Here is a 13,377-nt window from a genome sequence, read left to right on the forward strand (position 1 = left end):
GCAGAAAGCAAAAGGCGATTGTCCTTTTGCTTTCTGCTTTTTGCTACCTTAGCGGATAACCAGAAATCATCACGAATATGAAAGTTTACGACACGGTCACGGCAGCCATGGAAGACCTGCGCAAACGTGGATACACGGCAGACTTCAACCTGCTTTTCGACTGCATACACGCAGGAGAAACCAAAATTCATCCACAGGATTTTGACATCACAGAAACCTACCGTTTCGAGGGCGATACCGATCCGGGAGATGAAGCAGTGGTTTATGCCATTGAAACTAAAACAGGCGTCAAAGGAGTATTGATGTACGGGTATGGTGTTTATTCAGAAGATATGTCTGCCGACATGATCCGGAAGCTCGGATCAAAATAACCAGCCATCATTAATAAAAGAAACAGGTCCGGGTAGTAGTACCCGGACCTGTTTCTTTTATAGTATCTTCACCCTTCCCGGTACTTTCTCATCGTATCATTTCCTTTTCATAAAAAACACATTATTTTCACGGGTTACCAATAAAGTATATGTTGAAACGTATCAGCTTTTTATCTGTGTTGGCACTTGGTTGCGGCCTCACTGCCCATAGCCAGTCTGCCGGCAACCTCGACCTGATTCCCAGGCCAGCAGTAGTGTCGCCTGCCCAGGGAACATTTGCGGTTACACCCCAAACCAGGGTGTACACTGACCCGGCATTCAAAGCCGTTGCATCATTGTTTGCAGCAACCGCCCATTTGCCGCAGCCCGCGCTGACCAGGGCAAAAGTAATTCCTGTACACAGTATTGTATTCAGCCTGGCCGATAAAACAGCTGTTCCGGATACTGCGGGATACCGGCTGAAGATCACCCCCAATAATACACTGGTACTGGCGCGCACCCAAACCGGCGCACTCCATGCCATGCAATCATTATTGCAGCTGCAACTGCTACAGCCGGATCCCGGCATCCTGCCCTGCGCAGATATTGAAGACCATCCCCGGTTTGGCTACCGCGGCGTACACCTTGATGTGTCCAGGAACTTTTTTCCTGCTCCGTATATCAAACGTTTCATCGACCTGATGGCCCTGTATAAGATGAATACTTTCCACTGGCATCTTACAGACGGCGCCGGCTGGAGACTGGAAATCAAACGTTACCCGGAATTGACGAAAACAGCCGCCTGGCGCGAATATGGCAACTGGAAAGACTGGTGGACAAAAGGCCGGCGGTACTCACAGGAAGATGATCCCAATGCCTACGGCGGTTATTACACCCAGGCCCAGGCCCGCGAAATAGTGGCCTATGCAGCACAACGCGGTATCACCATTATTCCTGAAATAGAAATGCCCGGGCATTCAGAAGAAGTGTTGGCCGTGTACCCGCAACTTTCCTGCTCCGGCATACCTTATAAAAACTCGGAGCTATGCCTGGGTAATGAAGCTACCTTCAACTTCCTGGAAAATGTATTAACGGAAGTGATGGACATTTTTCCATCTTCCTATATCCATATTGGTGGCGATGAAGCAGATAAAAAAGCCTGGAAAGGCTGTCCAAAATGCCAGCAACGCATCCGCACTGAAAAGCTGAAAGACGAGCATGAACTGCAGAGTTATGCGATCCGGCGGATGGAAAAGTTCCTCCTGGCGCATAAACGTAAACTGCTGGGATGGGACGAAATACTCGAAGGCGGCCTCGCCCCCGAAGCTACTGTTATGTCGTGGCGCGGCGAAAGCGGCGGCATTGCGGCCGCCAGAGAAGGCCATAACGTGATCATGACGCCTGGCGCTTACTGTTATTTTGATAGTTACCAGGCGGATCCCGCCACCCAACCGGAAGCCATCGGCGGATATCTTCCACTGGAAAAAGTTTACAGCTACGAGCCCATTCCAAAAGAACTCGACGCCGCAGCTGCCAAACACGTACTCGGGGCACAGGCTAATATATGGACGGAATACATACCAACCACTTATCACCTGGAATACATGGTGTATCCGCGTTTGCTGGCTTTATCGGAAGTGGTATGGTCTGATACCGCACATAAAAACCTGCCCGATTTTCAGCGGCGGTTGCAAACTCATTACCGCTTACTCCAACGGCTAAACGTAAATTACTATCGCCCTTCCAATAGCATCACTATCCACCCGGAAATAGATGCCGCCCATCACCGCACCGTGATTTCATTCACTTCCGAGCAATACCGTCCGCAGATCCGTTACACACTCGACGGCAGCACACCTGATAGCCAGTCGCAGTTATATACCGCTCCGTTTGAAGTAAAGGGCAGCGCTCCTGTAACGGCGGCCATCTTTAAAGACAGCCTGGTACAGGGCAAGCCCGCTTTTTTACAACTGGATGATCATATTGCTATCGGGAAAAAAGTAATTTACAATCTGCCTTACAGTAAAGGTTATCCCGCGCAACGGGAAGCCACGCTGGTAAATGGTTACCGTGGTTCGCTGACCTATGGAGATGGCCAGTGGCAAGGATTTGAAGGAAAGGATATGGATGTCACCATCGATATGGGCGACCTTACTTCCCTCCATCGTTTATCCGTTACATTTATGCAACTGACCGGCCCTGGTGTATACATCCCTGCTTTTGTAGAGCTGCTGACAAGTGAAGATGGTAAAAATTTCAACCAGTTGAAACAGCTAAACAACGATGTTCCTGTCAGTCTTTCGACGCTTGTTTTGAAGGATTTTAAATTTGACCTGGTTGGTCAGAAAGCGCGGTTTATCAGGGTTCACGCGAAGAACGAACAACATGGTTTTCTGTTTGCAGACGAAATCATCGTTTATTGATAAAGACGTTTAGGGTTTCTGAAACAATGCGTTTCAGAAACCCTAAACGTTTAAAGCTAAAAGTTTCTTTTTCCTATTTCTTTGCTGAGGCGATAATCGACCATACCATTGAAGCTGCTGAGCGGCTTCGCATTGGGGATAGCAGTACGCAGCCCGCCAATGGTTTCAGTACTGAGCTGTGCCGCCCTTGCAGTTGGGAAAGATCCGGTGTTGATATAATTCATGATCTTTTTGAGGTTATCATCATTAACGGTAGAACCCCAGGGAACATTTACATAGTCAATCGCGTCTTTGTCTACTGGAATGCCGGTGTAATAGTCGCCCGTCCCGGCGGCATTATGTGTGGCAAAGTTAATCGCATAAAGATCTGCCAGGTATTTCTTCGAACCGGAAGGATTATAGGCCGAGATATTGAAGTCAATAAATCCTACAGGTTTCCCATACGTCTTCTCTCCCACCAGCAATACTTTTACATACGGCTTAAGGTTGTTCAATGTTAGTTCACTGGCAGAAGCAGTGTTGCTGCTGGTAATAAAAAACACATTATTGAGCGCTAAACCACCTGTACCTACCGGGAACTTAACGGTTTCTGTTAACCCCGTGGCCTTCAGGTTTGCAGTAAGTTTATCATTATACTTATAGGTATACATTGTTTTGCCGGCGGCCGAAGACGGTGCGATGGCGCTATCGAGGTATTCGGCGGTGGTGGTGGCCCCTCCGCCATTGTAACGCAGATCTACGATCAGGTTTTTGATACCGCTGGAAGCAAACCTGGCAAATACTTTGTCGAGCGCTGTTTTGGTAAAAGTAGCCTGTCCTTTATCATTAATGACGCTGGCAAATGTGTACAATCCAAAGTAACCTACCTTGGTATTGTTGTTTGCCGTGTAAACGGTATCAAACAACACCGGGTTTATATCGTAGCCCACCGGGTTAAGCGTGGTGGTAAAGGTGGTGTTATCCGCCCGTTTGATGCCCAGTGTTACGGTAGATGTTGACTTCAGAATTGCGTTATAAACAAACGACAGGGAGCTGCTGGTATTGGTAAAGGAAGTAGTCCCGTTTACCGAAGTAATTTCGCATCCTCTGTCGATTCCGGCTTTGCCTGCCGGGCTGTTTTTATCGGCATACAACACATACAGCCTTACCTGGTTACTGTTGGCAGCTGCCAATACCGGTGCATACTCCAGTCCAAAGTCGCTGTTGGTAGCAGCGAAGGTACGGGAAGAAACACCGTTCATGAGTTTATTGGTCAGGGTACCATTCCTGTCCAGGAAGCTGTAATGATCATATGGCGCCGAAGTGGCGGGGTTGATCGCATACCTTTTCATCACGTTGAGCAGGGTATCGGCATTAGGATAGGTGCTGCTGAACGGATCCAGGGCAGGTACCGACGTGTACCAGAAGTAGGTCGGCAACCCGGTGCTGCCTGTACGTCCGCCATCACCATAGGTTACCTGCATGATCTGGTACATGAGATACTTCAGTGAATCTTCCGCCAATGACGCCGAAAGCTGCGAAGTGTCATTTGGATTTGACGGAGAAGGATTATTGTCTTTGTGACAGGACGCGAGCATCCCTGCACAGAAAGCCCCGGCCAGTATGGCTTTAGTTCCCGTATAAAACAGTTTCTTATACATAAAAGCGGTTAAGACTGATTTGCGTTTTGCAGGCTAGTGGGTGGCCAGTGTTTGCCTGGTCCAGAAGTCTGCAGAATAATACAAAGCGAAATGATCAGCATATTCACCAGGCATCGGAGCCGGTTGTCCTTTCTCTCGTTTTGCCTCCAATTCTTTTTTATCCTCTTTCTTCATAGCATTCACCTTAAAATGATAGGCGATGGGTTGTTCACTGCCGGCTGGTATACCCAATACTTTCAGCGGAACTGCCAGTTCACACACCAGGTTGCCGGATGCTTCATAACCAGCTGCTGATAGAATACCAAACGTATTCTGTACCGGAATATTGCCGTTGGGGATACTATCAAACCCGTCAACTTTTATCTCCTTGAGGTTAGCCAGTATCTGTTTTTTCAGTTCACCCGCGATCAGCGCGCGGGAGGCTTCCGGTACATCCGGTGCGCCGGTATTTACATTTGCCGTTAGTGGAAATGTAACAGAGGCGCCACCTTTTTTCTTGCCGGAGGCATTCAGGGAAACCGTAAGTCCTGAGCGCATAATTTTCATCTGGCTTTGCGGATCGGGTACACTTACGACTACGTATATATTTTCTTTATCGTTGGCTATAGTATAAAATAACTTGGTTACGTTATTATAGAACTGTAGTGGTTTGGGCCATTCGGTTGGTTGTCCGTCTATCTTAATATTGGTCGGGGCCCATTTATTGGGTTCATCCTGTGCCGATGCATTCATATTCAACAAAAGTCCGGCTATCAACCCTGCTCCTGTTATCAGTGCCCTGTTCATTTTCATGTGTAATTTTTTCAGTTGCACTACAAGGTTAACAAAGAATTTCCAAAATATGTGCAGAAAAAGCGTGTAAAGTGAAAAAGAATCGGTGAACAGGGTGATATACCGGGTGAAAAAAAAGATTGGCCGGAGATGATCAACCTATGTGATCATCTCCGGCCAATTCATTATCCAGGATGACTAGTACAGCAATCTGGTTTTAATAGTATGTTCCACCTCCTTCAACAGCGCCAGGGCTTCCTGTGATAACCTGGTATCCACGTCCAGCACTACATAACCAATCTGGTCGTTGGTTTTCAGGTACTGACCCAGGATATTGATTTTGTTGGCAGACAAGGCGGTGTTGATCGCTGACAACACACCGGGCACGTTCTGGTGAATATGCAGGATACGGTGTGTATTCTCAATAGGTGGCACGCTGATGGCCGGAACAGTGTGGGAACCAAAGCTGGCGCCCTTTTCCAGGTAGTTCAGCATTTTGCTGCTCACGTCAAGACCTATATTATGCTGTGCCTCTTCCGTGCTGCCACCGATGTGTGGTGTTAAAATAACGTTCGATAATTTCTGCAGCGGTGTGCTGAAAGCAGCGCCGTTCTTTTCCGGTTCAACAGGAAATACGTCGATCGCTGCGCCTGATAGCAGGCCGCTTTCCAGCGCGTCTTTCAATGCTTCCAGGTCTACTACTTCTCCACGGGCATAATTGATAAAAATAGCGCCGGGTTTTGCGTCTGCCAGCACCTCTTTGGTGATCATGTTCGCCGTGGTTTTGCTGGAAGGCACATGCAGGGAAACGATATCGGCCTTATTAAAGAGCTCCTTCAGGCTGCGTTGCTGCTCGGCATTACCCAGTGGCAACTTGGTTTCAGCATCATAATAGATAACATTCATTCCCATTCCTTCCGCCAGTACGCTTACCTGGCTGCCGATATTACCATATCCTACGATACCCAGCGTTTTCCCCCTGAGTTCATAGCTGCCGGTAGCTTCCTTCATCCAGATACCATTATGGGCGGCGGCGTTTTTATCAACAATGCGGCGGATCAGGATAATAGATAAACCTATTACCAGCTCAGCCACCGAGCGGGTATTGGAATAAGGTGCGTTGAATACGGTTACGCCATGTTCTGTAGCCGCTTTCAGGTCTACCTGGTTTGTTCCGATACAAAAACATCCAATCGCCTGCAGCTTTCTGGCCGACTCCAGCACTTTGCGTGTTACTTTGGTTTTGGAACGGATGCCCAGAAGGTGTACATCCTTGATTTCATTGATCAGATCCTCTTCACTCAGTGCGCCCGACAACTTGCGAACCTGATACCCTGCAGTGGTAAATTCCGCCACCGCGGCATCGCTGATGTTTTCCAATAATAAAATGCTGATCTTCTCTTTCGGATAACTTGTCGACTTTTGCTGGTCCATAATATTATACTAGATTATATGTGTATCTATATGCTGCAATTGGCTTAATAATTGCTGATAGCGGGGAAACAGGGCACAAACCTACTCGATGTTGGGGAATATTCAAATAGCAGGGGGATCAAATTCGATTTTATCAAAAAAACGTACTTCTGAGGGTCATTTTTTTAACTTTTTTCAGCTTTTAGGCTTAAAAATCAATTAAAAGGAACAGAAAACACCGTTTTTATTTGGGATTCTTTCACATTGGGCATAAATTTAGCGCTTTGTATTTTTTAAGGGTCATTTTGAATTAAGCACGTAGTACACCTCTAATGAAGCGATTGAAAGCAGTAAGTATCATCTTAACTATATCCGGAATTGCAATTATATCAAGTTGCCAGAGCTCTGCAGCACGCAGGGAAGCCGAAAGGAAAAAAGCATCGTCCGACAGCGTTCTATACACACTGGGATTAACTAACGCAGAAAAAGAAGCCGTTCTCAAATCGCCGCGTACGATACAGATGCAACACGAATTATCGGCATTCTACAATGGTAAACTTTTACGCTCCGGTTTCAATGGCGCCATCCTGGTAGCCAGAAAGGGCGTTATCATCTTTGAACAATATCATGGTTACGAAAACTCCAGGACTAAAACTCCTGTAATAGACAGCTCCTCTTTTCAGCTGGCTTCTGTTTCAAAAACCTTTACCGGCGCAGCGGTGCTGTGGTTGGTGCAAAAAGAAAAGCTGAGCCTGGACGATTCTCTGCAGAAATTCTTCCCCGAATTTCCTTACAAAGGAATCAATGTGCGCATGTTGCTGAGTCACCGCAGCGGCCTGCCCAATTACCTCTATTTCTGTGACAGCTTATGGAAAGAAGAATCACGTTTTATTACCAATGATGAGGTGATCAAACTGATGGAAGTTCATAAACCTGCTATGCAGCATCTGCCAGGCACACATTTCCAGTATTGTAATACTAACTACCTGTTGCTGGCCTCTATCATCGAAAAAGTAAGCGGACAGAAATATGCGGTGTTCATGGAACAAACCATTTTCCAGCCGCTGGGGATGTCCGGAACATTCGTGTATGATCCGGCTTCGGCGGCACGCTCCCATCAAACCCAGAGTCATAAATACAATGGTCAGTTTGAACCGGATACTTATTTCGACGGCGTAATGGGCGATAAAGGCATTTACAGTACCGCACGCGATATGCTTAAATGGGACCAGGCGCTTTATTCGGGTCAGCTGTTAAATGCTGAAACCCTGAAAGCAGCATATACGCCATACAGCCACGAAAAGCCGGGCATCCGTAACTACGGTCTTGGATGGCGACTCATGGTGTACCCCGACAGGACCAAAAATATTATCTATCACAATGGCTGGTGGCATGGTAACAACACGGTATTCTATCGTTTTGTACAAGACTCCACTACGTTGATCATCTTAGGAAATAAATATAACCGCGGTATTTACCAGGCAGTAAAACCCGTGCGTGATATTATGGGCCATGGAGATGGTGAAGAAGCCGGAGAAGAATAGCCGCCTGATTTTTTTTTGCGTATAGTTTTTAGCTAATGCTAACGACTATACGCTTTTTTTATCCATGTTTCCGGTTAGGCATTACATTGTTTCTTGTCCACGTTATTTCGCCCGTAAAAGGATGGCTCCTCACCGTGCAGTCATCTTTCAAACAATAATGACAGCAGGAAGGAATACAGGGATCCATATGAATAAAAAACTCTACCTCGCCCGCTGCAAACTCTTTGTTGACCAGCTTTTCAATATGTTTCATTTCTTCATGTGCATCGTTCAATTCAAGGTAATACGGTAATGTAACATGACAATCAATATGATAATTGTGTCCATATTGCTGCACCCGCATATTATGGATATCGATCCAGTTATGACGGCGGTGAGCAGATAAAATAGCGATTACCTTATCCACTACCCTCATATCCGTTTCATCCATCAGCCCGGAAATAGAGCGACGCATCAGCCGATAGCCGCTGGTAAGGATCAGGCTTCCCATCAGCAATGATACCGCAGGATCCAGCCATTTCCACCCGGTAACCTGTATGACGCCGAGCGCGATCATCAGCCCCACGCTGCTGTATACATCGGTCATAATATGTTGTCCGTTTCCGCGGATGGTAATAGACGATAATTCCCTGCCCGAGCGCACCAGGTACAGACCCAGTAAGAGATTGGCGATAGTGGTGACGCCTATTAGCCACAAGCCGCTTTCTATTTTAAAAAGTTCTTTCGGAAAAACAAAGTACTGTATTGCTTTTGCCAATATCAGCATCCCCGCAATAAAGATCATGGCCCCTTCAAACCCGATAGAGAAGAATTCTACTTTGCCATGGCCATATGGATGGTTCACATCTTTAGGCTGACCGGCCAGGTAAATGCTATAGCAGGCAAAACCACCGGCCACTACGTTGATAATAGACTCCAATGCGTCGGAAAGAATCGCAACAGAGTGGGTTATAAAATAGGCTGCAAACTTCGCCCCTGTCAGTATAAAACTAACGATCAGCGACACGAAAATCACACGTAGTTCTTTTTTTAGCAACGGTGTAGATTTATATAAAGGTAAACGATTATCGGGGTACCATCGTATGGCGGTATTAATAATAAAATAACAATCGGTTTGCTGATATAGCAGCGACAGCGATTACATTTGCGATAATACCACGATAATCAATGGAAAACAGTCCTAACCCTTATTAATGTACGAAAAATGACCGACAACGAATTACACGCCTACTCCGTTATTGACCAGATATTTGACCTGTATAACAATTACGGCCAACAGGAATACGGGGAACAGGTAACCATGATGATGCATATGATGCAGGCTGCATTGATAGCAGAGCGCACCGGCTTCAACGATGAAATGATCATCGCCGCTTTTCTGCACGACATTGGCCATTTTTTTGAGCATACAGAGCAGATGGGGACCTATGGCTCGCTGGCGCATGACGATCTGGGCAGCGCCTATTTACTGGAATGTGGCTTTCCTGAAAGAATGGCAAAACTGGTAGGCAGCCATGTAGCCGCCAAACGCTATCTGACCTGGTCTGACAGTGCTTATTATGATACTTTGTCTGAAGCAAGCAAGCAAACGCTCGAATACCAGGGAGGTCCTATGAACGAAGAAGAAGCGCTGGCTTTCCGCAGTGATCCTTTGTTCTCGCAATACATACAGCTCCGGATATGGGACGATATGGGGAAGGAAACGGATCTGCCGGTGAACCCCGAAGACGTGGACAGGATAAAGCAAAAAACATTATCCTACCTGTTAAAGCATGGTAATTAACCAGCTTGCATTAAATTGCCGGTTGTATGGACCTACGTTCTGAAATACTGGCGGAACATTCCCGCGCGCAATCCCTTCACATAACCGGCTGGATAGGCCATGATGCCGTTCGGTTTAAGCAGTTGATACAACTGTTTCTGCACGATGAATACCGCGTGGTACAGCGCGCAGCATGGATAATAAGTATGGTAGCCGATAACCATCCTCTATTGCTTACCCCTCACCTGCCGGCCATGGTGGCCCGTATGGAGGAAAAGGGAATGCCTGCAGCGGTAAGAAGAAATGTGGTGAGGATATTACAACAGGTGCCCATACCGGAAAACCTTCATGGTCCGGTGATGAACTGTTGTTTTGCTTTTCTTGAAGATCCGCAGGAAACGACCGCGGTGAAAGCCTTTTCCATGACGGTACTGGCCCGTTTAGCGGGGAACTATCCCGAGATAAAAAACGAGATCAGGTTGCTGATTGAAGAGTTGCTGGAAAACAATGCCTCTCCAGGGATCAGATCAAGAGCCCGGAAAGTATTAAAGGAGATACAATAGCATAGTTAGCCTATAAAAGAAAAAGCAGCGCAACAAGGTATAACACCCTGTTGTGCTGCTTTTCTAATCAGATATAACCATTGGTTACGCGTTAGCATCTTCTGCTGCATCAGCTGCAGGCGGAGGTGTAACGGGTGCCTTTGCTTCTCTTGGTTCTCTCGGTTCCCTGGGCTCTCTTGGCTCACGGGGTTCCTTTTCTTTCTTCTTAGCCGCTTTAGGTGCGAAGATGGCGATCATACGCTTACCTTCCATGGTAGGCATACTTTCCAGACCACCTACTTCTGCCAGCCTTTCAGCAAACTTCAGGAGAATTAACTCACCGCGCTCTTTGAACATGATAGCACGACCTTTAAACTGTACATAGGTCTTCACCTTGTTACCGTCTTTCAGGAAGCTTTCAGCATGTTTAGCTTTAAAGTCGAAGTCATGATCATCGGTGTTAGGCGTAAAACGAATTTCTTTCACTTCGCTTTTGTGCGCCTTCGCCTTCATTTCTTTTTCCTTCTTCTTCTTTTCGTAAAGGAATTTATTGTAGTCGATGATACGACAAACGGGGGGCACAGCATTTGGGGAAATTTCAACAAGGTCTAAACCTTGTTCCTCTGCCATTTTCAGCGCCTCCTCGGTTCTGTAGACACCTACCTCAATATTTTCACCTACAAGCCTTACCTCAGGAACGCGTATCATCCTGTTGGTGCGATGTTCTTGTTGTTGTTCCCTGCGGAAGTTGGGGTTTCTGCCCCGGTTGTTGCCGCCAAAACTTGGTCTGGGTCTTTGTTGCATTAAGAAAAATAAAATTAATTAATTAATTGTCCTTTTAGTCCATGGTCCACATATCGTCCATGGACCAAAAACAATCTTTACAAAAATAAGGGGAAAATCACAGCAATAAACATACCTCATTCAAGTAATGTTCATTCTTTTATATACCTTTTTTCCACATTCATTTACCTGGTTATTCTATCGGCTTTCTGTTTGCTACCTCTTCGTTTATCATCGTGGTAAACTGCTCGAGTGGCATGGTTCCCAAATCACCTTTAGACTGACGACGAACGGCTACCACATTATCAGCTGCTTCTTTTTCACCGAGTACGAGCATGTACGGAATCTTTGCCAGCTCTGCTTCCCGGATCTTCTTACCGATTTTTTCGCTTCTGTCATCTATTTCAGCGCGAATTTCCGCTTTTTTTAGCAATTCTGCTACTTTTTCTGCATAGTCCTGGCTTTTATCGCTTATCGGCAGGATTTTCACCTGGATAGGCGCCAGCCAAAGCGGGAATTTACCGGCGCAATGCTCTATCAGTACTGCAATAAAGCGCTCCAGCGAACCGAATGGCGCGCGGTGAATCATCACCGGGCGATGCTTCTGGTTATCTGCCCCGATGTATTCCAGTTCAAAGCGCTCAGGAAGGTTGTAGTCCACCTGGATAGTACCCAGCTGCCATTTACGGCCCAAGGCATCTTTTACCATGAAGTCCAGCTTAGGGCCATAGAAAGCTGCTTCGTCATATTCCACCACTGTATTCAGGCCCTTCTCGGCAGCAGATTCAATGATGGCTTTTTCCGCCAGTTCCCAGTTCTCCTCGGTACCCATGTATTTGCTGCGGTCAGTTTTATGACGCAGCGAAATCTGAGCAGTGTACTCTGTAAAGCTCAAGCTGTTGAATACGTACATCACCAGGTCGATCACCTTCTGGAACTCCTCTTTTACCTGGTCAGGACGGCAGAACAAATGCGCATCATCCTGGGTAAATCCTCTTACACGGGTAAGACCATGCAGTTCACCATGTTGCTCATAGCGGTATACGGTACCGAATTCAGCGAAACGAACCGGCAGGTCTTTGTACGACTTTGGCGATACCTTATACAGTTCGCAGTGATGCGGACAGTTCATTGGTTTCAGCATAAACTCTTCCCCTTCTTCAGGTGTGTGTATAGGCTGAAAACTATCTTTACCATATTTCTCATAGTGACCGGAAGTCACATACAGGTTTTTATTACCAATATGCGGAGTCACAACGGGCAGGTAACCGCTGGCTACCTGTGCTTCCTGGAGAAAGCGTTGTAAACGCTCACGCAGCATAGCTCCTTTTGGTAACCACATAGGCAAACCCAATCCTACTTTTTCAGAGAAGGCGAACAATTCCAGTTCCTTACCAAGTTTGCGGTGATCACGTTTTTTAGCCTCCTCTATCAGTGTCAGGTATTCATCCAGCTCTTTCTGATTCGGGAAGGTAATACCGTAGATACGGGTCAGCATCTTGTTTTTTTCACTTCCGCGCCAGTAGGCGCCGGCGATGCTGGTTAGTTTGATGGATTTGATAAAGCCGGTATTCGGAATATGAGGCCCGCGACACAAATCTGTAAATCCACCCTGGGTGTAGAAGGAAATACTTCCATCCGCCAGTTCATTGATGGTTTCGATTTTGTATTGATCACCCTTTTCGGTAAAGTAGGCCAGCGCATCTGCCTTGCTTACTTCTTTACGTACATACTCACTGTTTCGTTTAGACAATTCCACCATTTTCGCTTCTACCTGTTTCAGGTCTTCCTCGGAAATTGTGCGGTCGCCTAAATCAATATCATAATAGAATCCATTCTCAATAGAGGGACCATAACCCAGTTTCACACCGGGGTACAGGGCTTCCAGGGCTTCTGCCATCAAGTGCGCAGAGGAATGCCACATCGTAGCCTTACCATCTTTATCCACCCACGTCAACAGCTGCAGCGTGCTATCCGTCAAAATCGGGCGTGTAGCATCAACTACCTGCCCATTAACATTTGCAGCCAATACTTTGCGTGCCAATCCTTCGCTGATGGATTTGGCAATGTCCAATGCAGTTACTCCTGGTTCATACTGACGAACTGCGCCATCCGGAAAAGTGATATTTATCATACGTTTTGCTGTTAG

11 protein-coding genes are annotated in these 13,377 nt (G+C 46.6%); 5 read left to right on the top strand and 6 right to left on the bottom strand.

From position 1 onward, the window contains the following. The first annotated feature begins 77 nt into the window (after positions 1 to 77). Both KE626_RS20740 and KE626_RS20745 read left to right on the top strand, forming a co-directional pair. Positions 78 to 371 carry a phosphoribosylpyrophosphate synthetase gene (locus KE626_RS20740; RefSeq protein ID WP_211974846.1) on the top strand — a complete coding sequence of 98 codons (294 nt, stop codon included), beginning with the start codon at positions 78 to 80 and terminating at the stop codon, positions 369 to 371. Between the two features lie 149 nt (positions 372 to 520). Further along, positions 521 to 2,773, top strand: coding sequence for a glycoside hydrolase family 20 protein (locus KE626_RS20745; protein WP_211974847.1), 2,253 nt, complete (start codon positions 521 to 523; stop codon positions 2,771 to 2,773). A gap of 56 nt (positions 2,774 to 2,829) precedes the next feature. Here the strand turns inward: KE626_RS20745 and KE626_RS20750 are convergent, their stop codons facing one another. The 3 genes from KE626_RS20750 to serA form a co-directional block, all read right to left on the bottom strand. Further along, entirely contained in the window at positions 2,830 to 4,413 is a 1,584-nt protein-coding gene (locus KE626_RS20750; RefSeq protein WP_211974848.1) for a S41 family peptidase, read from the bottom strand. Between the two features lie 33 nt (positions 4,414 to 4,446). Next, positions 4,447 to 5,205, bottom strand: coding sequence for a hypothetical protein (locus tag KE626_RS20755; protein ID WP_211974849.1), 759 nt, complete (start codon positions 5,203 to 5,205; stop codon positions 4,447 to 4,449). Positions 5,206 to 5,382: 177 nt separating this feature from the next. Then, on the bottom strand, positions 5,383 to 6,618 hold the full coding sequence (serA, locus tag KE626_RS20760; RefSeq protein ID WP_211974850.1) for a phosphoglycerate dehydrogenase: 1,236 nt from the start codon (positions 6,616 to 6,618) through the stop codon (positions 5,383 to 5,385). A 311-nt stretch (positions 6,619 to 6,929) separates the two neighbouring features. On the opposite strand from serA, the gene KE626_RS20765 reads away from it, so the two are divergent. After that, complete coding sequence (locus tag KE626_RS20765; RefSeq protein WP_249207602.1) at positions 6,930 to 8,141, top strand: serine hydrolase domain-containing protein; 1,212 nt, start codon at positions 6,930 to 6,932, stop codon at positions 8,139 to 8,141. Between the two features lie 58 nt (positions 8,142 to 8,199). Here KE626_RS20765 and KE626_RS20770 read toward each other — a convergent pair whose 3' ends face one another. Further along, entirely contained in the window at positions 8,200 to 9,177 is a 978-nt protein-coding gene (locus KE626_RS20770; protein WP_211974851.1) for a cation diffusion facilitator family transporter, read from the bottom strand. Between the two features lie 168 nt (positions 9,178 to 9,345). Here KE626_RS20770 and KE626_RS20775 point away from each other — a divergent pair, with 168 nt between their 5' ends. Next, complete coding sequence (locus KE626_RS20775) at positions 9,346 to 9,924, top strand: HD domain-containing protein (protein WP_211974852.1); 579 nt, start codon at positions 9,346 to 9,348, stop codon at positions 9,922 to 9,924. A gap of 26 nt (positions 9,925 to 9,950) precedes the next feature. Continuing rightward, positions 9,951 to 10,466, top strand: coding sequence for a hypothetical protein (locus KE626_RS20780; protein WP_211974853.1), 516 nt, complete (start codon positions 9,951 to 9,953; stop codon positions 10,464 to 10,466). Between the two features lie 84 nt (positions 10,467 to 10,550). Here KE626_RS20780 and infC read toward each other — a convergent pair whose 3' ends face one another. Next, the gene (gene infC / locus KE626_RS20785; protein WP_211974854.1) at positions 10,551 to 11,249 is read right to left on the bottom strand and encodes a translation initiation factor IF-3; all 699 of its coding nucleotides are present in this window, start codon (positions 11,247 to 11,249) and stop codon (positions 10,551 to 10,553) included. A gap of 172 nt (positions 11,250 to 11,421) precedes the next feature. After that, positions 11,422 to 13,362 carry a threonine--tRNA ligase gene (gene thrS / locus KE626_RS20790; protein ID WP_211974855.1) on the bottom strand — a complete coding sequence of 647 codons (1,941 nt, stop codon included), beginning with the start codon at positions 13,360 to 13,362 and terminating at the stop codon, positions 11,422 to 11,424. Between the last annotated feature and the right edge of the window lie 15 nt (positions 13,363 to 13,377).

Origin of the sequence: Chitinophaga hostae, assembly GCF_018224885.1 — a bacterium.
Lineage (GTDB): Bacteria > Bacteroidota > Bacteroidia > Chitinophagales > Chitinophagaceae > Chitinophaga > Chitinophaga hostae.